Source organism: Brucella sp. HL-2, assembly GCF_025846885.2.
Classification (GTDB): domain Bacteria; phylum Pseudomonadota; class Alphaproteobacteria; order Rhizobiales; family Rhizobiaceae; genus Brucella; species Brucella quorumnocens.
Map to the genome: position 1 here is coordinate 95,974 of NZ_JAOYTK010000007.1, position 24,025 is coordinate 119,998.

Sequence of the window (24,025 nt, forward strand, 5' to 3'; positions counted from 1 at the left end):
TAAAAAGGTGGAGCCGCTATCGTATGAACATGCGGCTCCGTCGGTTATCCGAACAATTTCTTTCCAAGCCGCGATGCATAGAACTCGCCTACGATGCCTCTACGGAAGAGCAGAACGCAGGCCATGAAGATGACACCAGTGACGATTGTCACGGGGAAGTCCGAGGTTGCGAGATAGTTCTGAAGAGCGACCACGAAGGCTGCGCCGACGATAGGGCCGATCAGCGTTCCGATGCCGCCAAGCAGCGTCATCAGGATCACTTCGCCCGACATCTGCCAGCCCACATCGGTGAGTGTGGCAAACTGGAAGACAAGTGCCTTCATGCCGCCTGCAAGGCCTGCAAGCGCTGCCGACATGACAAAGGCTGCAAGCTTGTAGTGATTGACGGAATAGCCCAGCGATACGGCGCGGTTCTCGTTTTCGCGCACTGATTTGAGGATCATGCCGAAAGGCGAATTGATAATGCGCCAGATCGCAAAGACCCCGATCACAAACACAGCCAGCACAAAATAATACATATTCATGGGCTGATTAAGGTCGATGAAGCCAAAGAGATAGCCGCGCGGCACACCCTGAAGGCCATCTTCGCCGTGTGTAAAGGCTGCCTGCAGACAGAAGAAGAAGAACATCTGCGCCAGCGCCAGCGTGATCATCGTTGAATAGATGCCCTGACGACGGATGGCGAGATAGCCGATGATGAGGCCGAGACCTGCGGCTGTCAGCATACCAAGCAGAATGCCGATTTCGGGCGTTACACCCCATTCCTTGACCGCATGAGCCGTCACATAGGCAGCACCGCCAAAGAAGGCTGCATGGCCAAATGATAGAATGCCGGTATAGCCGAGCAGCAGATTGAATGCGGAGGCAAAGAGCGCAAAGCACAGCATCTTCATCAGGAAGATCGGATAGACCATGAAGGGTGCTACGATCAATCCAGCAATGGCAATCGCCAGAACGACTGCCGAAAGGCTGTTGAGGGCCGGCGCTTTTGCCTGATGATTTGCCGTCGTTGCTTTGAGAGCAGTATCAGTCATATCAGGCCTCCTTCCCGAACAGTCCGGCGGGTCGCACCAGAAGGACGATAGCCATGATAACGAAGATGACGATGCTGGAGGCTTCAGGATAGAAGACCTTGGTCAGACCTTCGGCCAGCCCCAGCACATAGCCTGTGATGATCGCGCCAAGGATCGAACCCATGCCACCGACCACAACCACGGCAAAGACCACGATGATAATGTTCGACCCCATCAACGGGCTGACCTGATATATTGGAGCGGCCAGAATTCCGGCAAAGCCAGCAAGGGCTGCACCCAGAGCATAGGTGAAGGTGAGAAGCAGCGGCACATTGATGCCGAAGGCTTTGACCAGTGTGGGGTTTTCGGTCGCGGCGCGAAGATAGGCGCCAAGCTTGGTCTTCTCAATCAAGAGCCATGTGCCAATACAGACAATGAGCGAGGCCACCACCACCCATGCGCGATAGTTGGGCAGGAACATGAAGCCCAGATTATTGCCTCCGGCAAGCGATGGCGGGACGGCATAGGGCTGACCGGCAGCACCATAATAATAGCGGAAGGTGCCTTCGATCACGAGCGCCAGACCAAAAGTAAACAGCAGGCCATAAAGCGGATCGAGATTATAGAGCCTTGAAAGGGCAACGCGCTCGATGATAGCGCCGCCCAGACCCACGATCAGTGGAGCGAGAATAAGTGCTGGCCAATAGCCGATGCCTAGGCCGCTCAACAGCAGATAGCCCACAAATGCGCCAAGCATATATTGTGCGCCATGAGCGAAATTGATGATGCGCAAAAGCCCGAAGATGATGGCGAGGCCAAGGCTCAGGATTGCATAGAAGGACCCATTGATAAGGCCCACGAGCAACTGCCCGAGAAGTGCCTGCACAGGGATACCGAAGATCATTGTCATTGTTTCAGACCCCCAAGGCTTGCGTGAGTTCTGCCATGCGGGCAGGCAGCTCAGTGGTGGGGAAGTTTTCCGTCACCACACCATGATCCATCAGATAGAAGCGGTCCGCGACCTTGGCGGCAAAGCGAAAGTTCTGCTCGACCAGAAGTACCGTCATGCCTCGCTTCTTCAGCTCCACCAGCACATCGCCGATGCGTTGGATGATGACGGGCGCAAGCCCCTCAGTCGGCTCATCTAGCAACAAAACTTTGACGCCAGTGCGCAAGATCCGCGCAATCGCCAGCATCTGCTGTTCACCGCCCGATAGCTTGGTGCCGGGGCTGTTGCGACGCTCGTAGAGATTGGGGAAGAGCTCATAAATTTCATCAAGCGACATTGCCCCGCCGCCCTTGGCGACAACCGGCGGAAGCAGCAGGTTTTCATGCACATTCAGCGTTGCGAAAATACCGCGCTCTTCTGGCACGAAGCCAAGACCTGTCCGGGCAATGCGATGCAGCGGCACGCGCAAAAGGTCTTTGCCATCAAGCGTGATCGTACCCGTGCGCTTGCGAATGATGCCCATGATCGCGCGCAATGTTGTGGTTTTGCCGACGCCGTTACGACCTAAAAGCGTGATGGTTTCACCACTCCAGATATCAAGATCGACGCCGTGAAGCGCATGGCTTTCGCCATACCAGGCATTGAGCCCGCGCACCGAAAGCAGAGGTTGGCCTCTATTCATGTTCAGTTCCCATGTAAGCGGTGCGGACGCGCTCGTCTTGGGAGACGGTGGCATAATTGCCCGATGCGAGGATCTCGCCGCGTTGCAACACCGTGACGTGATGGGCGATGTCAGCCACCACTTTGAGATTGTGTTCGACCATCAGCACCGCGCGATCCTTCGCTACATCGGTGATGAGGGCGGCAATTATGTGCACGTCTTCGTGCCCCATGCCGGCCATCGGCTCATCCAACAGCAATACTTTCGGATCGAGCGCCAGTGTGGTGGCGATTTCAAGCGCGCGCTTGCGGCCATAAGAAAGATCGGCGGCCAGCGCATGACGGGCATCAGCCAAACCGACGCGCTCAAGAAGATCAATCGCTCTTGCATCGAGCTGATCGAGTACAGATAGTGACCGCCAGAACTGTGTTGCCAGACCACTCGGGCGTTGAAGCGCGACCTTGACGTTTTCAAGTACCGTCAGATGGGGGAAGGTTGCGGAAATTTGAAACGAGCGCACCAGACCCATCCGCGCCACCTTGGCGGGGTTGGTTTTGGTGATGTTTTCGCCCAGAAGTGTAATCTCGCCGCTTGTCGGCTGGAGGAATTTGGTGAGCAGGTTGAAAACGGTCGTCTTGCCTGCGCCATTCGGTCCGATCAGGGCATGAACGCGGGCGTGCTCCACATCAAGATCGACATTCTTCACCGCATGAAAGCCGCCAAACGACTTGCCCAATCCACGTGCCGAGAGAACGGTCTGAGCAGGCGTTTGCACCACATCTGGCCCTGCTTCACGCAGGGCCGTACCGGTTTGAGTGTTAATTGCCATTAAATTACACCCTTACTGCGTGACCAGAGGGCAGCCGCTTTCTTCAGGCTTCAGATAAGCCTGATCGCCGGGGATGGTGGCCAGCACCTTATAGTAGTCCCATGGTGCCTTGCTTTCGTCAGGCTTTTTCACTTCCATGAGATACATGTCGTAGATCATGCGGCCATTGGCGCCGACCTTGCCGTTGCGGGCGAAGACGTCATTGACCGGCATTTCATGAAGCTTCTTGGCGACAGCTTCTGTCTCGTCTGTGCCTGCTTCCTTGATGGCTTTCAGATACTGAAGCACAGCTGAGTAAGTGCCTGCCTGGATCATGTTTGGCATACGACCGGTGCGATCGAAAAAGCGCTTGCTGAACTCGCGCGATTCATCGTCACGATCCCAATAGAAACCTTCGGTGAGGGTTAGTCCCTGGGCAGCTTCAAGACCAAGTCCGTGAACTTCCGCTAATGTGAAGAGCAACGCCGCAAGACGCTGACCACCTGCAACGATACCAAATTCCGCAGCCTGCTTGATCGCGTTGGATGTATCGAGACCGGCATTGGCGAGGCCAACGACCTTGGCGCCTGACGACTGGGCCTGCAACAGGAACGAGGAATAGTCGGTGGTGCTCAATGGATGGCGAACGGAACCGAGAACTTTACCACCCTTGGATTCAACGAACTTCGACGTCTGTTCTTCCAGCGAATAGCCAAATGCATAGTCGGCCGTCAGGAAGTACCAGGTATCGCCGCCCTGCTCGACGAGCGAACCGCCGGTGCCGACCGCCAGCGCGTGAGTGTCATAGGCCCAGTGGAAACCATAAGGCGTGCATTGCTTTCCTGTGAGTTCTGATGTCGCGGCACCCGTATTGATAGTGATTTTCTTCTTGTCTTTGGAGAGCGCCTGAACGGCCAGACCGACTGAGGAACTGGTCAGCTCCATGATGGCATCCACCTGTTCGGTGTCGTACCACTGACGGGCGATATTTGCGGCAACGTCCGGTTTGTTCTGGTGGTCGGCGGTGATGATTTCAATCGGTGCATCGAGCACCTTGCCACCGAAATCTTCTGCAGCCATCTTTGCAGCTTCGAATGACCACTTGCCGCCGAAGTCGGCATAGACGCCGGATTGGTCGTTAAGGATGCCGATCTTGACCTTGCCGTCCGATATTTCTGCTGCGGATGAAATTGCGGTTGCAGCAAAAAGCGCAGCCGTTGCAAGTGCGAAAAGTTTCATTCAGTGCTCCTCCCAATAAGTCCATAAACCACCACGAGAAATCGGGCAGTAACCTCCAGTAAAATGCCTTTTAGATCGGGCTTATGGCCTTCCTCCTGGCCATTTTCTCTCCTTGCCTCCGCCCGATTTGTTCCTCCATTCGGGCAATTAATTAGTACGGTAGCATTGACAAATGCGTACACGAACAACAATTTTTGAACACAGTCTGTACGAAAATGTACAGACAGAGGCAGGGAGGAAAAGTTGCGTCAATTTACCTGGGACGACCTGCAATATTTTCTGGCTGTCGCGCGGACAGGCCAGCTTTCGACAGCGGCGAGACAATTGCGGACAAGCCATGTCACGGTTCTGCGCCGGATTGATCGGTTGGAGCAGTCGTTAGCAACCAAGCTCTTCGAGAGAAACCCGCGTGGTTATCTTTTGACACCTGTGGGTGAGCGGCTTGTCGAGCCAGCGGAGATCATGGAACGTGAGGCCATGAAATTTCGCACAGAAGCAACGGGCAATCTATCCGCGCTTTCCGGCGTGGTGCGGCTTTCCACGCTTGAAGGTTTCGGCAACTTCTTTTTGGCCGATCGCCTGCCGGTACTCGCGCAGTCCTATCCGAGCCTGTCCGTCGAAGTGGTCACGATCCAGCAGATCATGTCACTCTCGCGCCGCGAAGCGGAATTATCCATCACACTGCATATGCCGCGTACTGGCCCCTATCACAGTGAACGTCTCACGCCTTATCGACTGTTCATCTATGGTCATCGTGATTATCTCAACGCGCATCCGCCGATCAAGTCGCGTGAAGATCTGACGGGGCATCCATTCATTGGCTATATCGACGATATGGTGTTCACACCTGGCCTTGATTACATGCGCGAAATATTGCCCGGGCAGCGCTGCAGCTATCAAAGCTCAAGCATTCACGCACAACTGACAGCGACACTGACCGGCTATGGGCTTTGTGTTCTGCCTTATTACATTGCCAGCCTGCACCCAGAGCTGGTGTCGGTACTACCTAGAGAAATGCATCTTGAACGCGAGTATTGGATGAATTGCCATGTTGATGTCATGGCCGCGCCGCGTATCAGAGTGATCAGCGATTTTATGCTTGGTGCGGTACGCGAAGCCTCAGCAAGCTTTCTGGGTGAGGATCTGCTTCGATCCAGAATGTGAGTTAGATCAGCCCGCCGCCAATGGCGTAAATGCAGGTGATGACAAGTGCGCTGAAGCCAAAGCCAATAATGAATAGATTAAGTGTTCGCAATTTACCCTCCCGTTTGCAACCCGGGCGGGTTATCTGCGACTTGTGCGGGAATGTCTACCCTAAATTGTATTCATCCCAACTAAAGTTGCATTGGCCGGATTTGGGACGGTTCTACGCTCGACATCGCGGTGATTCCTCCTAATTCCAGGGGGAATCTCCGCATTTAAATGGATTGAATTGACCTGAACATGGCTTGACCGGGTTTTCATGATCGAAAAAACCCGGCTTGAAGTTGAAAGCAAAGAGAGTCGCTATCTCTGTTTGGCTAACCCCTGTTCGCGCATTTGGCTCAGGGTCATTTTAGGTGAAAGAGCTTCCGGATCGATGCGGATTTCAATCAAAGCGGGTTTGCCAGATTGCTCGCACCGCTTGAAGGCTTCCGCAAAATCTGCGGTTTTTTCCACCGTTTCCCCATGCAGGCCATAGGCTCGGGCAAGCGCTGCAAAGTCAGGATTTGCAAGGCCAGTACCGGAAACGCGACCCGGATAGGTACGTTCCTGATGCATGCGGATGGTGCCATACATGCCGTTATTGACGACGATGAAAATCGCATTGGCACCATATTGCGCAGCCGTTGCGAGTTCCTGACCGTTCATCAGAAAACAGCCGTCACCAGCAAAACAGACGACGGTTCGCTCCGGTGCCGTCAGCTTGGCAGAAACTGCTGCAGGCACGCCATAGCCCATCGAGCCGTTGGTCGGCGCTAACTGGCTGCGATAGGTGCGGTACTGATAGAAGCGGTGCGGCCAAGCCGAATAATTGCCTGCACCATTGGTGATGATGGTGTCTTTCGGCAGATGCGCGCGCAGCCATTCCATGATCTCGCCCATCTGAACATCACCGGGAATTGTCGGTGTTTTCAGATTGTCGCGATAATCGGCATTGGCGCTTTCAACCCATGCTTTGAAACCGGGATTGGCGATAGGTTCAAGTTTGGAAGCTGCTTTGGTGAAGGTGGTCATGCTGGCATTGATCGGAATATCAGCATGATAGACACGGCCAAGTTCTTCCGCACCGGGATGAATATGGATGAGCTTCTGCTTTGGCACAGGAATATTGACCAGCTCATAGCCTTGCGTGGTCATTTCACCAAGGCGTGCGCCTACGACCAGCAAAAGATCCGAATCTTTGACGCGGGCTGCGAGTTTAGGGCTGATCGATGTTCCCATTTCACCGGCATAAAGCGGGTGGGTATTGTCGAACATATCCTGACAACGGAAGGATGCTGCAACAGGCAGCGACATGTTTTCCGCGAATGTTTGCAGGTCGCGAACCGCTTGCGCATTCCAGCCGCCGCCACCGACGATCATCAGTGGTCGTTCGGCCTTTTCGAGCAGCGATTTCATGTCCTGTAACTGATCGCTTCCCGGATGCATCTCGACATGCTTGTAAGCGGGTGCATCAGCGACGGTTGCATGCGATGTCAGCATATCTTCGGGGAGTGCAATCACAACAGGGCCGGGGCGTCCGTTGACCGCGCGGTGGAAAGCCTGACTGACCAGTTCCGGAATGCGGGCGGCATCATCGATCTGCACCACCCATTTGGCCATCTGACCGAACATACGGCGATAATCAACTTCCTGAAATGCTTCGCGTTCCACCTGATCGCTTGCGACCTGTCCGATGAACAGAAGCATCGGCGTGGAATCCTGAAAAGCTGTATGAACGCCGACGGAAGCATTCGTCGCGCCGGGGCCACGTGTGACAAAGCAGATGCCGGGTTTGCCGGTCAGCTTGCCATAGGCATCGGCCATATAGGCTGCTCCGCCTTCCTGTCGACAGACAATTAAGTCAATCTCGTCACTGACGTCGTGAAAGGCATCGAGTGCTGCAAGATAGCTTTCACCCGGCACGCAGAAAACGCGGTCGACGCCATGAATGCCCAGAGCATCTACCAGTATCTGGCCACCGGTTCGCATGTTGCTGTTGTTTGTGGATTTGTGCATTTCCCTACTCTCAAAGTATCTGAACGGCTTTGGCGCGCATGCGCTCTATTTTGGAGGCATACGCAGCGCACCATCGAGTCTGATGGTTTCGCCGTTGAGCATGCTGTTTTCGATAATATGCATCGCGAGGGCTGCATATTCGTCTGGCCGACCCAGACGCGGGGGAAAAGGAACCATCTGACCGAGCGCATCCTGTGCAGGTTGCGGCAGGCCTTTGAGCATGGGGGTTTCAAAAATACCGGGTGCAATGGCGCACACGCGAATGCCGAGTGGTGCAAGTTCACGCGCAGCAGGTAGTGTCAGGCCGACAATGCCGCCTTTAGACGCTGCATAGGCCGTCTGGCCAATCTGACCATCATAAGCTGCAACAGAAGCGGTATTTATGACAACGCCGCGCTCGCCGGTTGGCAAGGCTTCGCTTTTGGATGCGGCGTCTGCAAACAGCCGCAGCAGATTGAACGAGCCGATCAGGTTGATTTCAACGGCGCGACGGAAATCATCGAGCGGCATGACGCTGCCATCGCGCGCCAACATTTTCTTTGCTGGCGCTACGCCCGCACAATTGACCAGAATCTGCGGTGATCCGAGCTTTTCACCGATTGTCTTAAAGGCAGCTTCGGCACTTGCCGCATCAGAAACGTCGCATTGAATTGCGATGCCGCCAATCCCGGCTGCCACCACATTTGCACCATCGATGTTGAAATCGAGGATTGCAACTTTCGCGCCTTTGGCCGCCAAGGCCTGTGCCGTTGCGGCGCCAAGACCCGATGCGCCACCACTGACGATGGCGATTTTTCCTTCAATATCCATTTTTCCCCCTCACAACGTTTCAAGTGCAATGGCTGTCGCTTCACCGCCGCCGATACAGACTGAAGCCATGCCACGCTTGAGGTCGTTCTGCTTCATGGCATGAAGCAGCGTGACGATGATGCGTGCGCCAGAGCAGCCAATCGGATGGCCCATAGCGCAGGCACCGCCATGGATATTCACCTTGTCGGCGGGGAGGTCGAGTTCCTGCATTGCAGCCATAACAACAACGGCGAAAGCTTCATTGATTTCAAACAAATCGACGTCGCGTACATTCCAGCCGGTTTTGTCGAAGAGTTTCCTCATCGCAAAAATCGGGGCCGTGGTGAAAAGGGCTGGCTGTTGTGCCTGACTTGCATGACCACGAATAATGGCAAGCGGTTCTATGCCAAGCTTTTCAGCTTTGGATAGCCGCATCAGGGTGAGGGCGGCCCCGCCATCCGAAATTGAGGAAGAATTAGCAGCAGTGATCGTGCCGCCTTCGCGGAAGGCAGGCTTGAGGTTTGGTATCTTTTCAGGCTTTGCGCGGGTCGGTTGTTCGTCGCGGTCAAGCTCCGCAACATTGACCAGCTCTTTCGCAAAATAGCCCGCTTCAGTAGCCTTGAGTGCGCGCGAGAGTGAGCGCAGAGCAAACTCATCCTGCTGTTGGCGGGTAAACTGATAATGGTCTGCGGTTTCTTCCGCAAAAGTTCCCATGGCACGGCCTTTGTCATAGGCGTCTTCAAGGCCGTCGAGGAACATATGATCGTAGATTTTGCCGTGGCCCATGCGATAGCCACCGCGTGCCTTTTCAAGCAGATAAGGTGCATTGGTCATGCTTTCCATGCCGCCCGCAACAACGATTTCCGCGCTTCCTGCCGTAATGAGATCAGCGCCCAGCATGACTGTTTTCATGCCTGATCCGCAAACCTTGTTGATAGTCGAGCACGGCACAGCCTGCGGGAGACCAGCATGAATTGAGGCTTGACGTCCGGGGGCCTGTCCCAGCCCTGCCGGCAATACACAGCCCATAAGCACTTCGTCGATCTGATCCGGATTGAGGCTGGCTCGGTGGACAGCTTCCTTGATTGTGACAGCGCCCAGTGCTGTTGCACTCTCCCCCTTGAGCGCTCCCTGAAAACTTCCGATCGGTGTTCGCACCGCACTGGCGATGACGATCGGATCTTTTGTTTCCGACATTTGTTTACTCCTCCAGTAAAGCCTATTGATAACAGCATAGCGAACGATATGAATACAGCTTAAACATCATGAGCAACGCTCATGAACTCATGTCGCGGAGGTATGGATATGATGAGCCAAAAAAACTCAGGCAAAATCCGTGTGGGTATCGGTGGCTGGGCTTTTGAGGAGTGGGACAAGAGTTTCTATCCGGAAAAGCTCTCCAAAAAGCGCCAGCTCGAGTATGCTTCGAGCAAGCTGACTTCCATCGAAATCAACAGCACTTATTATGGCCCGCAGAAGCCTACGACTTTTGCCAAGTGGCATGATGAAACGCCTGGTGACTTTGTTTTCTCGCTGAAGGCACCGCGTTTTTCTACCAACCGACGGGTGCTGGCTGAAGCAGGCGAGGGCATCGAGAAGTTTATAAATGGTGGTCTTCTAGAGCTGAAATACAAGCTTGGTGTCATCAACTGGCAGTTCATGGGAACGAAGAAATTCGATCCTGTCGACTTTGAGGCATTTCTCAAGCTTCTGCCGAAGCGGGCCGATGGGCGCGATCTGCGTCATGCTGTGGAAGTTCGTCACGAGAGTTTCAATTCGCCGGATTTCATCGCACTTCTGCGCGAATATGGTGTGGCGGTTGTGATTGCGGGCGACAGTAAATTTGTCGAAATCGCCGATATGACAGCACCCTTTGCCTATCTGCGCATTATGGGCACAGAGGAAAACAAGCTTCTCGGTTATAGTGAAGCCGAACTTGATCATTGGGCGGAGCGGGCCAAGGCAATTGCGGTTGGACATGTGCCCGATAGTCTTAAAACAATAAAGCCGCCAATGCCCGATAATGTGGCCCGCGATGTCTATCTCTATGTCATCAGCGGCCATAAGGCGCATAATCCACACGCGGCTATGGCCTTGATAGATCGCTTAAAATGATGCGTCTTGTCACGCATTGATTTTTTGTGAGTCTTGAGTCGATCATGTCCAAGTTTGATACGTCCGCCATTGAAGCCTTTGTTCGCAACATTCCCCAAAACTACAAAGGCCCCGGCGGCGTCGTAGCCGTCGTCAAGGACGGCGAGGTTGTTTTGCGGCACGCGTGGGGCTTTGCCGATCTTGCGACGCGGCAAGTGATGACCGCAGAAACGCGGATGCCGATTTGCTCGATCAGCAAGCAGTTCACTTGTGGCGTGTTGCTTGACGCTATTGGTGAACCAGAACTGCTGGATGATGCCTTAGCAGCCTATCTCGACAAGTTCGAAGAAGAGCGCCCGAGCACGCGTGAACTTTGCAATAACCAGTCTGGTTTGCGCGATTATTGGGCGCTGACGGTTTTGTGCGGTGCGGATCCTGAAGCCGTATTCTTGCCTGAACAGGCACAAAGCCTGCTGCGACGGTTGAAAACCACGCATTTTGAACCCGGTTCGCACTATTCCTACTGCAACGGTAATTTCCGTATTCTGGCAGATTTGATTGAAGCCCATACCGGACGCTCGCTGGTCGAGCTTTTGTCCGAACGCATTTTTGAGCCTGCGGGCATGAAGACAGCCGAATTGATCCCGGATACAGCGCTTTTCACTGAATGTACCGGATATGAGGGCGACACGGTTCGCGGCTTTCTGCCCGCAATCAATCGCCTTCACTGGACGGGTGACGCGGGTATCTGCGCATCCCTTGATGACATGATCGCGTGGGAGAAGTTCATTGATGCAACGCGGGACGATGAGAGCAGTATTTATTGCCGCCTGAGCGGACCGCAAACATTCAGCGACGGTACAAATGCACCTTATGGTTTCGGCCTCAAATTTGAGGAAGCGGGCGGCAAAAGGCTAACCGGCCATGGCGGAGCGTTGCGTGGTTGGCGCTGCCAGCGCTGGCATTGCGCTGATGAGCGGTTATCAACGATTGCCATGTTTAACTTCGAGGGCGGTGCCTCGGACGTTGCCTTCAAATTGATGAATATTGCTTTGGGCGCATCGACGTCCGAACCACAGCGCGTCGAAGCGGGTGCGGCCTGGTTCGGTTCATGGTTGTGTCCGGAAACAGACCTTGTTCTGAGCCTTGAGGATGCAGGACCCGGTCTGATCAAAGCACGTTTTGGCACCGGGCCAGAAATGATGGATGTGGTGGGCGTGAATGAGGCTCGCTCGTCCGTGACGACAATTAAGCGCGATGGCGACGTGATCGAGCTTTCACGCGACGACGAGAATCTGCGTCTGACGATGAACCGCATCAAGGGCGAAGCCAGGCAGGACATCGTTGGCCGCTATCACAGCGATGAGCTGGATGCCGATCTTTTGCTCGTTGCCGAAGGTGGTGCGATCTATGGTGCTTTCGAAGGTTTTCTGGGCAAGAGCGACATGTATCCGCTTTATAGTGTCGGGACGGATGTCTGGCTGTTACCGGTTCAGCGCTCGCTGGATGCGCCGTCGCCTGGTGAATGGAAACTCGTTTTCCGCCGCGATGCTAAAGGTGGAATATCAGATGTGAGTGTCAGCTGCTGGCTTGCACGCGGTATCGAATACAGGAGAGTTCAGCCATGAGTGAACTGAAGGTCAGGACCCGTGAGACCGGGGCGGTCGCGGAAATGCCGCATGGTAAGCTTCCAACGATCACCACGCCGACAGGCGGCACGGTGGAGATTGTCACCAGCGTCAGTCAGGCGGGGTTTAACCCGCTTGACCTGATTTATGCGTCGGTTGCTGCCTGCATGGCGCTGAGTGCGCGGATTGCTGCTACCAAGCTCGAATTGCGTGAAAAGCTCACCAATGTTCGGGTGGAAGTAAAAGGTGACAAGGCACATGAGGGGCCGTCACGGATCGAACGATTCGATATAACATTCCATTTTGATGGCGAGCTGACCGAAGGCGAGAAGCATCGTCTTGCGGAGATGGCCGAAGAAATCTGCACCGTCAGCAATACGTTGCGCGGCGATCCGAAATTTGATCTGAAGGTATCCTGACCAGTGGTTTAGATCGCGACGCGGATGCGTTCGACGCCAAGTGTGATCACACTCTCCATAGCTGCGCGCGCTTTCTGGCGGTCACGTGACGCAATGGCATGAGCGATACGCAGATGATTAGCGGCGCATTCCGCAATGCCTTCGGGGGAAGCTGCGGGCGAGGATAGCTGGAACGAGATGGCGAGAGCTGCCTCGATCAGCCCACTGACCGAACGCATGAACGGATTGCCAGACATGCGCGCAATAGCGAGATGAAATTCGAGATCGACCTTGGCAATCGATTCTGGTGTGTGTGCGGGATCGTCGAATTTCGCAGCCAGGGCATAGAGTTCGACGAGTTCTTCGCTGGTCGCATTTTGTGCGGCGGCAGCGGCGGCAGCAGGTTCAAGCGCCATGCGCATTTCAGCTAGATGGTCGACGAAGACTTCGTCAAAGCCAGCGTCAAAACGCCATGTCAGCACATCGGGATCGAAGAAGTTCCAGCTTGCTCGACCTAAAACGCGGGTGCCTACCTTTGCCTTGGCTTCAATCAACCGCTTTGCGGCAAGGGTCTTCATCGCTTCACGCAGAACAGTGCGGGAAACTCCAAATCGCAACGAAAGCTCGTTGTCGCCGGGCAGGATTGAGCCTTCGGGGATGGTTCCCGCGACGATGCCGCGACCGAGCTCACCCACGACAACCGAATGGCTGTTATGTCGTTTACGCCCTGTTATAGCCGTTTCCAGCAATCCCAACTCAGGCCTCCTTCATACGTTGGCGTGCTAATCTCATATCAGCAAACCAAACAAGTCCACGCTGTAGTGCTATGAACAGGAACAGCAATATACCGATTGCGATTTTCGTCCACCAGGAAGACAGCGTTCCATCGAAAACAATATAGGTCTGTATCAGGCCTTGGATCAGAATCCCGACGAAAGTACCTGCTACAAGACCTGCGCCACCGGTCAGAAGCGTTCCACCGATTACCACCGAAGCGATAGCATCGAGTTCTACACCGACGGTTGCCAGCGAATAGCCAGAAGACGTGTAGAGCGTATAGACAATGCCAGCGAGACCCGAAAGCACACCGGACATCGTATAGATGCCGATTGTTGTGCGGCCAACGGGAACCCCCATCAGTTCGGCTGATTGCTGATTGCCGCCGAGTGCATAAATATTAGCACCAAAGCGCGTGCGATGCGCGATAATACCGCCGATTATGAAGACGGACAGCATCACCATTGCAATGAATGTCAGTCTGCCTCCGCCCGGAAGCCGGAAATAAAGCCCCTGAAGCGTATCGAGGAAGGGGTGCGAAATCGGCACGGATTGTGTCGAGATGAGGAAGGCTGCGCCACGCGCTAGAAACATACCTGCAAGCGTCGCCACAAAGGGCGGAATACCCAGAAAATGGATCATCATGCCCATCCACGCACCGAAGAGGGCAGCAAGCACCAGCACCAATCCAAAAGCCACTAGAGGGTGCACACCCAACTGGCCGACAAGGACAGCCACAAAAACGCTGGTGAAAGCGATAACCGATCCGACTGAAAGGTCGATGCCGCCGGAGATGATGACAAATGTCATGCCGACTGCGGCAATGCCAAGAAAGGCATTATCTGTGAGAAGATTTCCGATAACCCGCGTTGAAAGCATGTTCGGAAACTGGATGACGCAGATCGCATAAGCGAGTAGAAAAATGGCCACGGTTGTCAGGAATGGAAGATTGCGAAGCACTCTCATCATTGTGCTCCCTGCTGGTTTTGATGTGTTGTTTTGGCTGCATTGCCTTTGCGCTCAGTACGCAGGAAGGCGATCAGATTGACAATTGCCGGTGACTGGAATGTCAGTACGACAATGATGATGCCCGCCTTGATGATCAGGTTGAATTCCGGCGGGAAGCCCGCCATCAGAATGCCTGTATTGATCGACTGGATAATCAGTGCGCCAAGCAGTGAGGCCATGATCGAGAAACGACCACCATTAAGCGAGGTGCCGCCGATAACGACTGCCAGAATGGCGTCGAGTTCAAGCCAGAGGCCTGCATTGTTGGCATCTGCACCGCGAATATCGGCGGTTGCGATCAGACCTGCGAGCGCTGCACCTGCGCCTGAAACCGCATAGACACTGAATAGAAGAAAGCGCGCTTTAACACCTGCCAGCATGGCTGCGCGGCGATTGATGCCGGTCGCCTCGATGAGGAATCCAAGCGCACTTGAACGCACTGCAAAGCCAACGACGATACCAGCAAGTAGCCAGATCAGCACCGGAATGGGCACACCAAGCAGCGAGCCCGAACCAAGCGCCGCAAAGGCATCATTATTGAAAGTGAGGATCGCGCCTTCGGTGATGAGCTGCGCAATGCCACGCCCCGCGACCATTAAGATGAGCGTCGCGATGATGGGCTGAATATCGAAAACTGCAACCAGAAACCCATTCCACAATCCGCAGAGCAGGCCAACGCCCAATGCGACCGGAATGACAATTGCCAGCGGATAGCCTGAGACGACCAACGACGCAGCACATGCGCCGCTTATCGCCATTACGGCTCCCACGGATAGATCAATGCCACGTGTGGCAATCACCAGCGTCATGCCGATGGCCAGAATGGCCACGGGTGCAGCACGCACCAGAATGTCAATCAGACTTCCATAGAGACGCCCATTTTGAAATGAAATATCCAGAAATCCCGGCGATATGATCGTGTTTGCAGCAAGAATTGCCACAAGCGCGGCGAGCTGGGGCGCTAGTCTTTTAAGTTTTTTGAGCAGGCGAGCGATCATGCTGCAGCTTCCTTTTCGCTGACATGACCGGTCTCGGCAATTGCGCGAACAATATTGTCGGCGGTGATTTCTTCGCCTTTGAGTTCTGCGACATGGCGACGGTCGGAAAGCACGATGACACGATTGGCGACAGCAGCCAGCTCTTCAAATTCCGAAGAGATGATGACGAGTGACATGCCTTCAGTACAGAGTTCGCCGATCAGTTTCAGAATTTCCGCATGTGCGCCGATGTCGATGCCGCGCGTCGGTTCATCGAGGATCAAAAGGCGCGGATCGGTAGCGAGCCAGCGGGCCAGAATGGCTTTTTGCTGGTTGCCGCCGGACAAAAATTTGATTGGTTTGTTGGGATCAGGCGGGCGAATATCGAGCGCCTTGATATAGCGCTGGGCGAGAGCTGCTTTTTCGCGGGAGGAAATAGGCTTTGACCAGCCCCGTTTTGCTTGCACGGCGAGGGCAATGTTTTCAGCAACCGAAAAGTCGCCGATGATGCCATCCGTTTTACGTTCCTCTGGGCAAAAGGCGAAGCGTTCAGCGATAGCCGCCACAGGTGTAGGCAGTTTTGTCTCTTTGCCGTCTACCGTCAGTGTGCCGCTGTCGGCTTGATCTACACCGAACATGAGAAGTGCGGTTTCGGTGCGTCCTGAGCCGAGCAATCCGGCAATACCGACCGCTTCGCCCGGCTTGATCACAAGATTGAAAGGCACAACGCTGCCTTTTTTGCCAAAATCCGAAAATCGAATGGGTGCGGCGGTGTCGTCGCTCACTTCTTCGGTGAGTTGTCTGCGCACGGTCTCTTGCAGTTGATGGCCGAGCATCATGGAAATGAGGTCGGTGCGTGGTAATTCGGAAAGATTGCGGCTGCCAACCAACCGTCCATTGCGCAAGACGGTGGCGCAATCGGCGATAGCATAGACTTGATCCAAAAAGTGGGTGATGACGATGATGCCGAGACCTTCAGCTTTCAATTGCCGCAACACGCCGAACAGCATATCGACCTCACGCGCGTCAAGACTGGCGGTCGGTTCATCCAATACGAGAACCTTGCCCGAAAGATCGACGGCGCGGGCGATGGCGATGATCTGTCGTATAGCGACGGAATAGGCTGAAAGTGGTGCGCTGACCTCAATCGTCAGTCCATAGCGTGATAGAAGTGCTGCTGCATCGCGTTCCATCTGACGGCGATCAACAAAGCCGAACCGACTTGGTTGCCGGCCAAGAAAAAGGTTTTCGGCGACTGTGAGGTTTTCGAGAAGATTGACTTCCTGATAGACTGTGCCGATGCCAAGTTTTTGCGCGTCGGTGACGGATGCGGGGGCGATCGACTGGCCTTCAAGCAGTATCGCGCCGTCAAAATTGTGATAAGCGCCAGTCAATATCTTGATGAGCGTCGATTTCCCTGCGCCGTTTTCCCCAAGCAAAGCGTGGATTTCACCTGTCGCAAGAGCAAAGTCGACATGATCAAGCGCTGTGACGCCGAAAAATGATTTTGTTATTCCACGAGCTTCAAGCAGCGGGGTCGCCGTTACTGACGCTGCGCCGATATCAGAGCGAGCCATATGATTTTTCCGCCTGCTGATTTGCGAGTTCTATCCGGGCTACGCAACTTGCGCAGCCCGGATAAGATGATGCGATCAGTAGCCCAGGCCCTTCTTGGCCTCATAAACAGCCTTCGGATCGTCAGCCTGTGTATAAAGCTTGGATTCGGTCTGGATCCACTTTGGTGGAACCGTGCCCTTTTCTTTGAAAGCTTCGATGGCATCGAATGCCGGGCCAGCCATATTTGGCGTCAGCTCAACCGTTGCATTGGCTTCACCATTGGCCATTGCCTGGAAAATATCCGGCACGGAATCGATCGACACGATCTTGATGTCGGTGCCTGGCTTTAGACCTGCTTCTTTGATGGCCTGGATTGCGCCGACGGCCATGTCGTCATTATGGGCGTAGACAGCACAAATATCCTTGCCGCCACCTTCAGCCTTGATGAAGCTTTCCATGACTTCCTTGCCCTTGGTGCGGGTGAAGTCGCCGGTCTGAGAGCGGGAAATCTTGATATTGTCGTGGCCGGCAAGAGCTTCTTCGAAGCCCTTTTTACGGTTGATTGCCGGGGACGAACCTGTGGTTCCCTGAAGTTCAACCACGGAACAAGGCTTGTCGCCCACGTCTTTCACCAGCCACTCGCCAGCGACCTTGCCTTCATGGACTTGATCGGAGGTAACAGCAGTGAGATAGAGATCTTCCGGTGCATCGATCTGGCGGTCGAGAAGCACAACAGGAATTTCTGCTTCCTTGGCTTCCTTCAGCACCGCATCCCAGCCTGTCGCAACCACTGGCGCGATCAGGATTGCATCGACGCCCTGCGCAATGAAGCCGCGAACGGCCTTGATCTGGTTTTCCTGCTTCTGCTGTGCGTCGGCGAATTTCAATGTATGGCCGCGCTTTTCAGCTTCCTGCTTGGTGACGCTGGTTTCGGCTGCACGCCAGCCCGATTCCGAACCGATCTGCGAAAAGCCGACCGTCAGTGAGGCTGCAGATACACTCGAAATCAGGGCGAAAGAAAATGCGGCCGTCAGGGCCGTCAAACTGCGTTTCATAATAGTTCCTCCCAATAAAAGGCCCTCCCGGCCTTAGCGATTATGAAGCATATAATATTACTTTATAGCAAGTATATTTCTGAATCCTGGTAAGCGATTGAGGTGCGACAAACGTGCATAATTTAGAATAATTATTTAAAATCAATAGGCTAAATCTACTTTCCCGGTAAGGTAGCGACGGGGCGCGTGATCAGTTCTTCGAGCTTGCTTGACAAAGCGGTGTTTGGCAAAATAGTCATATTAATAAGAAGGAGCCGTCAAATGGCACGGATGTGTTTTTGAACGGTCAGGATAATGTTCCGCGATGGTTTTGCGGAAATTGGGAGGTTCAATGTTACGTCTGATACAGTTCCGCGACGCGCGCGGAGAAACACGTGTGGCTGCTTGCGATGACGAGGGCGCGGCACACATCGTTAATGGCGTAACAACAACTTATGAATTGGCCTGGGCAGCAATTTCTGCAGGTATCAGTCTTGCCGAGCAGGTGGCCGAGCAAGTGAAACATAATGGCAAGGGTGAGGCTGTCGATATTCATGCAGCACTTGCAGGTGGTCAGGTTGGCCTGCCGATTACCCATGAAGATCCAGCACATCTGATTGTTGCAGGTACGGGCCTCACACATCTTGGTTCTGCTGACGGTCGCGACAAGATGCACAAGGCAGCACAGGCTGCTGAAAAGCCGACCGACTCCATGCGTATGTTTTTGATGGGTGTTGAAGGCGGCAAGCCAAAGCCCGGCCAAACCGGCGTGCAGCCGGAATGGTTCTATAAAGGTGATGGTTCGGCGCTGGTTGAAACGGGCGGTGAATTGGTCTCGCCATCTTTTGCCGAAGATGGTGGTGAAGAACCGGAACTCGCAGGCATCTATCTGATTGGGCCAGATGGCACGCCGTTTCGCCTCGGCTTCTGCCTTGCCAATGAGTTTTCTGATCATGTGACGGAAAAGCAGAATTATCTCTGGCTCGCGCATTCCAAGCTGCGTCAGGCGTCGCTGGGGCCGGAGCTTTATGTGGGGGACCTGCCGGATCATGTTGAAGGCGTTTCACGGATTCGTCGCGGCGATCAGGTGATCTTTGAAAAGCCGTTCCTTTCGGGCGAAGCGAACATGTCGCACACGATTGCCAATCTGGAACATCACCATTTCAAGTACGAGCTGTTCCGTCGTCCGGGCGATATTCATGTACATTTCTTCGGCACGGCGACACTGTCTTTCTCGGAAGGTGTGAAGACGGAAAATGGCGACCAGTTCGAAATTTCGGCAAAGCCTTTCCGTTATCCGCTGGTCAACAGACTGGCACAGGCGAAAGCCGAAGATGTTGCAGTGAAGGCGCTGTAAGATGTCAGCTCAGTCCAATATCTCTCTTGCTATTGTTGGTCTTGGCAAGATTGCGCGCGACCAGCATCTACCGTCCATTGAAGTCGTAAACGGCATTCATCTTGCCGCCGTTGCCAGCCGCAACGCCGGTCTCGATGGTCTGCCATCTTTCCGCGATATTGCTGAACTGCTGGCGTCGGACATTACCATTGATGCCGTTTCGCTCTGCACGCCGCCGCAGGGGCGCTTTAACCAAGCCTATGCGGCACTCAAAGCGCGCAAGCATGTGATGCTGGAAAAGCCTCCGGGGGCTACGATTTCGGAAGTGCAGGCGCTGACGCGTTTCGCTGAGAAACAGGGCGTGACGCTTTATGCAACATGGCATTCGCGCGAAGCCGCAGCCGTCGAACCTGCACGCGAATTTCTGAAAGACGCTGCAATCAAGTCTGTTGCGGTTTCGTGGAAAGAAGACGTGCGCCATTGGCATCCCGGCCAGCAGTGGATCTGGGAGCCAGGCGGTCTTGGCGTTTTCGACCCGGGCATCAATGCGCTGTCTATTGTCACGCATATTATGCCGGAAAGGTTTTTCCTGACGAAATCCGACCTGTTTTTCCCCGAAAATAGAGCGGCACCGATTGCTGCTGATCTAAAGTTTGAGACGGAAAGCGGCGTGCCGGTCTCGTTTGAGCTCGACTGGCGACAGACGGGTCCGCAGACATGGGATATTCGTGTCGAGACCGATAAAGGAACGCTGCTGTTGAGCCATGGCGGTAGTCGGTTGACCATCGCAGGTACGGAGAAAATGGCCGAGCCGGATCGTGAATATCAGCGCCTTTACCAGAATTTTGTGAAGCTGGTTGGCGAAGGGCAGAGTGATGTTGACCTGGCACCTCTGACCCATGTTGCCGATGCCTTCCTTCTGGGGCAGCGGCATGTGGTTGAAGCTTTTGAAGATTAAAGCGCATCCCGAAAAGTGTGAAACGGTTTTCGGAACAAGATGCGCGATGAAACAAACATTCAGCACGCCGATCTGACTTTGAGGATCGGTGTCGAAGGAATTGGGACCGCCCGACGGTCTCTTACCCACGCAGGACAGTGAAATGAATAAGCCCGTTACGCCAAAGGCACCAAGATTCCGCTCGCGCGCATGGTTCGATAATCCGGACAATGTCGACATGACTGCGCTCTATCTTGAGCGTTACATGAATTACGGTCTCAGTCAGGAAGAGCTGCAATCCGGTCGACCGATCATCGGCATTGCGCAGACGGGCTCTGACCTTTCACCGTGCAACCGTCATCATCTGGAGCTGGCCAATCGCGTTCGTGAAGGTGTGCGTGAAGCGGGCGGCATCGTGATCGAATTTCCGGTTCATCCTATCCAGGAAACCGGTAAGCGTCCGACGGCGGGTCTGGACCGTAACCTTGCTTATCTCGGCCTCGTGGAAGTGCTTTATGGCTATCCGCTTGACGGCGTTGTGCTGACCATTGGCTGTGACAAGACTACACCTGCCTGCCTGATGGCTGCTGCGACCGTCAATATTCCGGCGATTGCGCTGTCGGTTGGCCCAATGCTCAATGGCTGGTTCCGTGGCGAGCGTACCGGTTCGGGCACAATCGTCTGGAAGGCACGCGAGTTGCTTGCCAAGGGCGAGATCGACTATCAGGGGTTCGTGAAGCTGGTTGCTTCTTCGGCCCCATCGACTGGCTATTGCAATACGATGGGCACGGCCACGACGATGAATTCGCTTGCCGAAGCACTCGGCATGCAGTTGCCGGGTTCGGCGGCAATTCCGGCGCCTTATCGTGATCGTCAGGAAGTTTCCTATCTGACCGGCCGCCGCATTGTTGAGATGGTCTATGAAGATCTGAAGCCAACTGACATCATGACGAAGGAAGCCTTCATCAACGCAATCCGCGTCAATTCTGCGATTGGTGGTTCGACCAATGCGCCGATCCATTTGAACGCTTTGGCGCGTCACGTTGGCGTGGAGCTGACTGTCGATGACTGGCAGAAATATGGCGAGGAAATTCCACTTCTGGTCAACCTTCAGCCAGCGGGTGAATATCTCGGTGAAGATTATTACCATGCGGGCGGTGTGCCAGCAGTCGTCAATCAGCTGATGGGGCAGGGCCTCATTCATGAAGATGCGATCACTGTTAATGGCAAGACCATCGGTGAAAACTGCAAGAATGCCACGATTGAAGACAGCAATGTCATCAAGACTTATGATGATCCATTGAAGAAACATGCTGGTTTCCGTGTGCTTCGCGGCAATCTCTTCTCGTCGGCAATCATGAAGCTCAGCGTTATTTCGGAAGAATTCCGCAATCGCTATCTGACGGACGAAAAAGACCCGAATGCCTTTGAAGGCAAGGCTGTCGTGTTTGACGGCCCGGAAGATTATCATCACCGCATTGATGATCCGTCGCTGGAAATCGACGAGCATACCGTGCTGTTCATGCGTGGTGCAGGGCCAATCGGTTATCCGGGTGCCGCAGAAGTCGTGAACATGCGCGCGCCTGACTATCTTTTGAAGAAGGGCATCAGCTCCTTGCCTTGCATCGGTGATGGTCGCCAGTCGGGCACGTCGGGTTCGCCTTCGATCCTCAACGCATCGCCTGAAGCTGCGGCTGGCGGTGGCCTTGCCATCCTCAAGACGGGTGATCGGGTTCGCATTGATATCGGTCGTGGTACGGCGGATATTCTGATTTCCGATGAAGAACTGGCAGAGCGTCGCAAAGCTCTGGAAGCTGCGGGCGGCTACAAATACCCGGAAAGCCAGACTCCGTGGCAGGAAATCCAGCGCGCGGTTGTTGGTCAGATGGAAACGGGTGCCGTTCTCGAAAACGCGGTCAAGTATCAGGATATTGCGCATACGCGTGGCCTGCCGCGGGATAACCACTGATGTCGGAGGTTCAGAAGCCATTTGCGGCAGTTGCGGACTGGGGAACGACCCGGTTTCGCCTCTGGACGCTGGATGTCGATGGCACTGTGCTCAAGGAAAGCCGTGGCGATGACGGGCTGCTGCACGCCAAAGAAGCGGGTTTTGAGACGCTGCTTGAACAGCATCTGGCTCAGGTCAATGCGCCCGATGATCTGCCGGTGGTGATCTGCGGTATGGCCGGTTCGCGGACCGGCTGGATCGAAGCGCCCTATATGAGCTTGCCTGCGGGGCTGACAGGCGTTGTTGCTGCTGCGGTCCGGGTGCCTGCAAAACGCCATGTCATCATGCTGCCAGGTGTTGCGCGGCGCAGCGAGGATGCGCCGGACGTAATGCGCGGCGAGGAAACCAAGCTGCTTGGTCTGGTGCATCGCGGCACGCGTGATGCCGTGGTGGTGATGCCCGGAACGCACGCCAAATGGGTACATATCGCAGACGGCAAGCTCAACGATTACCGCTCTTTCATGACGGGCGAATTGTTTGCACTCCTGAAAGACAAGTCGGTTCTGGCTGGTGCGCTTGAAGGAGCTGGGCCGGTCGATCTGACAAGCGCTGCCTTTGCAGCAGGTGTCAAAGCTTCGCTTGAGACACCTGAGCTTATCGCCAATGCGCTCTTTACGGTGCGTGCTGGCTGGCTGGTGCATAACTATAAGCCGACAGATCAGCTTGCACGTCTGTCGGGACTGCTGATCGGATTGGAACTTGCCGGTGGCCGCACATTGTTTGGTAAACCAAGCGAGGTTCTGCTGCTTTCCGACGGCATGATGGGCGCGCTTTATGCTTCTGCGCTTGAGATTACTGGTGTGAAAGTGAACCGCATCGAAGCCGATGAGCTGGTGCGCGATGGGCTGTTTATGGCGGCAAAACACGCATTTGCGGGAGGAGCGCGATGAGCGAACGTATCGCATGGCCAAAGCTTCGCTATCCGCTGGTGGCAATCCTGCGCGGCATTCGGCCAGAAGAAACGGAAGGTGTTGTCTCCGCTCTGATCGAGGTGGGTTTTGAGGCGATTGAAATTCCACTCAATTCGCCGGAGCCGTTTGTATCCATTGAAAAGGCTGCGAAACTCGCGCCAGACAATGTGCTGATTGGTGCTGGCACAGTGCTTTCGGTCGAGAATGTGGATCGGCTCAATGATGTTGGTGGCCGACTTCTGGTCAGCCCCAATGTCGAACCCGATGTCATTCGCCGTGCGACCAAGCATGGCATGGTGACGATGCCCGGAGTGTTCACACCGACGGAGGCTTTCAGCGCCATTCATGCAGGCGCATCGGCGCTCAAGTTTTTCCCGGCAAGTGTGCTGGGTGCTGACGGCATCAAGGCCATTTGCGCGGTCTTGCCGAAGGATATTCCTGTGGGTGCCGTGGGTGGCGTCTCGGAAGTTGATTTTGCGACTTATCGGGCAGCGGGAGTGAGCTGTTTCGGGCTTGGTTCCAGTCTTTACAAGGCTGGTTTGACGGTCGCTGACGTGCGTGAACGCGCGCAGCGTGCGGTTGAGGCATGGGACAAGATCGCAGGCTAGAGCATGTCTCCCAAAAGTGGGAACCGGTTTTGGGACAAAGACATGCGTAAAAACGAAGGCTTAGCATCTTGTTTTGGAGGAATTCCGCAGGG

At 54.6% G+C, this 24,025-nt stretch carries 22 protein-coding genes; 9 read left to right on the plus strand and 13 right to left on the minus strand.

Translation table 11 applies throughout. The annotated features are described in order from the left end of the window. Window positions 1-44: 44 nt before the first annotated feature. Genes OIV19_RS11290 through OIV19_RS11310 form a run of 5 tightly spaced genes read right to left on the minus strand, consistent with a single transcriptional unit; the run spans window position 45 to window position 4,670 of the window. The gene (locus OIV19_RS11290; RefSeq protein ID WP_095447212.1) at window positions 45-1,034 is read right to left on the minus strand and encodes a branched-chain amino acid ABC transporter permease; all 990 of its coding nucleotides are present in this window, start codon (window positions 1,032-1,034) and stop codon (window positions 45-47) included. A 1-nt stretch (window position 1,035) separates the two neighbouring features. Further along, entirely contained in the window at window positions 1,036-1,923 is an 888-nt protein-coding gene (locus tag OIV19_RS11295; protein ID WP_094577908.1) for a branched-chain amino acid ABC transporter permease, read from the minus strand. A 4-nt stretch (window positions 1,924-1,927) separates the two neighbouring features. Continuing rightward, window positions 1,928-2,644, minus strand: coding sequence for an ABC transporter ATP-binding protein (locus OIV19_RS11300; protein WP_095447211.1), 717 nt, complete (start codon window positions 2,642-2,644; stop codon window positions 1,928-1,930). Further along, the gene (locus OIV19_RS11305) at window positions 2,637-3,452 is read right to left on the minus strand and encodes an ABC transporter ATP-binding protein (RefSeq protein WP_210318388.1); all 816 of its coding nucleotides are present in this window, start codon (window positions 3,450-3,452) and stop codon (window positions 2,637-2,639) included. Before OIV19_RS11305 ends, OIV19_RS11300 begins: the two co-directional genes overlap by 8 nt. 12 nt (window positions 3,453-3,464) lie before the next feature. Continuing rightward, on the minus strand, window positions 3,465-4,670 hold the full coding sequence (locus OIV19_RS11310) for an ABC transporter substrate-binding protein (RefSeq protein ID WP_095447210.1): 1,206 nt from the start codon (window positions 4,668-4,670) through the stop codon (window positions 3,465-3,467). Window positions 4,671-4,913: 243 nt separating this feature from the next. On the opposite strand from OIV19_RS11310, the gene OIV19_RS11315 reads away from it, so the two are divergent. Further along, complete coding sequence (locus OIV19_RS11315; protein WP_095447208.1) at window positions 4,914-5,834, plus strand: LysR family transcriptional regulator; 921 nt, start codon at window positions 4,914-4,916, stop codon at window positions 5,832-5,834. Between the two features lie 342 nt (window positions 5,835-6,176). Here OIV19_RS11315 and OIV19_RS11320 read toward each other — a convergent pair whose 3' ends face one another. The 3 genes from OIV19_RS11320 to OIV19_RS11330 are packed head-to-tail and all read right to left on the minus strand — an operon-like array spanning window position 6,177 to window position 9,857. Beyond that, window positions 6,177-7,871 (minus strand): thiamine pyrophosphate-binding protein, encoded by a 1,695-nt coding sequence (locus OIV19_RS11320; RefSeq protein ID WP_264231685.1) that lies wholly within the window; start codon window positions 7,869-7,871, stop codon window positions 6,177-6,179. Window positions 7,872-7,916: 45 nt separating this feature from the next. Then, complete coding sequence (locus tag OIV19_RS11325) at window positions 7,917-8,681, minus strand: SDR family oxidoreductase (RefSeq protein ID WP_264231686.1); 765 nt, start codon at window positions 8,679-8,681, stop codon at window positions 7,917-7,919. Between the two features lie 9 nt (window positions 8,682-8,690). Beyond that, entirely contained in the window at window positions 8,691-9,857 is a 1,167-nt protein-coding gene (locus OIV19_RS11330; RefSeq protein ID WP_264231687.1) for an acetyl-CoA C-acyltransferase, read from the minus strand. Between the two features lie 111 nt (window positions 9,858-9,968). Between OIV19_RS11330 and OIV19_RS11335 the strand changes: the two genes are divergently transcribed. From OIV19_RS11335 to OIV19_RS11345, 3 genes are read left to right on the plus strand one after another with little or no spacing between them, the layout of a single operon-like run. Then, window positions 9,969-10,775, plus strand: coding sequence for a DUF72 domain-containing protein (locus OIV19_RS11335; protein ID WP_264231709.1), 807 nt, complete (start codon window positions 9,969-9,971; stop codon window positions 10,773-10,775). A gap of 44 nt (window positions 10,776-10,819) precedes the next feature. Then, window positions 10,820-12,382, plus strand: coding sequence for a D-aminopeptidase (locus OIV19_RS11340; RefSeq protein WP_264231688.1), 1,563 nt, complete (start codon window positions 10,820-10,822; stop codon window positions 12,380-12,382). Continuing rightward, window positions 12,379-12,801 carry an OsmC family protein gene (locus tag OIV19_RS11345; RefSeq protein ID WP_095447203.1) on the plus strand — a complete coding sequence of 141 codons (423 nt, stop codon included), beginning with the start codon at window positions 12,379-12,381 and terminating at the stop codon, window positions 12,799-12,801. Before OIV19_RS11340 ends, OIV19_RS11345 begins: the two co-directional genes overlap by 4 nt. Window positions 12,802-12,809: 8 nt before the next feature. On the opposite strand, the gene OIV19_RS11350 is transcribed toward OIV19_RS11345, so the two are convergent. From OIV19_RS11350 to ytfQ, 5 genes are all read right to left on the minus strand, one after another. Next, complete coding sequence (locus tag OIV19_RS11350; RefSeq protein WP_095447202.1) at window positions 12,810-13,535, minus strand: FadR/GntR family transcriptional regulator; 726 nt, start codon at window positions 13,533-13,535, stop codon at window positions 12,810-12,812. Window position 13,536: 1 nt separating this feature from the next. After that, window positions 13,537-14,523 carry a galactofuranose ABC transporter, permease protein YjfF gene (gene yjfF / locus OIV19_RS11355; protein ID WP_095447201.1) on the minus strand — a complete coding sequence of 329 codons (987 nt, stop codon included), beginning with the start codon at window positions 14,521-14,523 and terminating at the stop codon, window positions 13,537-13,539. Beyond that, the gene (locus OIV19_RS11360; RefSeq protein WP_264231689.1) at window positions 14,523-15,563 is read right to left on the minus strand and encodes an ABC transporter permease; all 1,041 of its coding nucleotides are present in this window, start codon (window positions 15,561-15,563) and stop codon (window positions 14,523-14,525) included. Before OIV19_RS11360 ends, yjfF begins: the two co-directional genes overlap by 1 nt. Beyond that, entirely contained in the window at window positions 15,560-17,119 is a 1,560-nt protein-coding gene (locus OIV19_RS11365) for a sugar ABC transporter ATP-binding protein (RefSeq protein WP_264231690.1), read from the minus strand. Before OIV19_RS11365 ends, OIV19_RS11360 begins: the two co-directional genes overlap by 4 nt. 75 nt (window positions 17,120-17,194) lie before the next feature. Next, window positions 17,195-18,154, minus strand: coding sequence for a galactofuranose ABC transporter, galactofuranose-binding protein YtfQ (ytfQ, locus tag OIV19_RS11370; RefSeq protein WP_095447198.1), 960 nt, complete (start codon window positions 18,152-18,154; stop codon window positions 17,195-17,197). 331 nt (window positions 18,155-18,485) lie between these two features. Between ytfQ and araD1 the strand changes: the two genes are divergently transcribed. The 5 genes from araD1 to OIV19_RS11395 all read left to right on the plus strand — a co-directional run bounded on the left by araD1 (window position 18,486) and on the right by OIV19_RS11395 (window position 23,933). Continuing rightward, the gene (gene araD1 / locus OIV19_RS11375; RefSeq protein WP_264231691.1) at window positions 18,486-19,490 is read left to right on the plus strand and encodes an AraD1 family protein; all 1,005 of its coding nucleotides are present in this window, start codon (window positions 18,486-18,488) and stop codon (window positions 19,488-19,490) included. Window position 19,491: 1 nt separating this feature from the next. Continuing rightward, entirely contained in the window at window positions 19,492-20,427 is a 936-nt protein-coding gene (locus OIV19_RS11380) for a Gfo/Idh/MocA family protein (protein WP_264231692.1), read from the plus strand. Window positions 20,428-20,569: 142 nt separating this feature from the next. Beyond that, window positions 20,570-22,375 (plus strand): IlvD/Edd family dehydratase, encoded by a 1,806-nt coding sequence (locus tag OIV19_RS11385; protein ID WP_095447195.1) that lies wholly within the window; start codon window positions 20,570-20,572, stop codon window positions 22,373-22,375. Further along, window positions 22,375-23,304, plus strand: a complete 930-nt coding sequence (locus OIV19_RS11390; protein WP_264231693.1) for a 2-dehydro-3-deoxygalactonokinase — start codon at window positions 22,375-22,377, stop codon at window positions 23,302-23,304. The genes OIV19_RS11385 and OIV19_RS11390 overlap by 1 nt, the downstream gene beginning before the upstream one ends. Further along, window positions 23,301-23,933 (plus strand): 2-dehydro-3-deoxy-6-phosphogalactonate aldolase, encoded by a 633-nt coding sequence (locus tag OIV19_RS11395; protein ID WP_264231694.1) that lies wholly within the window; start codon window positions 23,301-23,303, stop codon window positions 23,931-23,933. The genes OIV19_RS11390 and OIV19_RS11395 overlap by 4 nt, the downstream gene beginning before the upstream one ends. The last annotated feature ends 92 nt before the right edge of the window (window positions 23,934-24,025 follow it).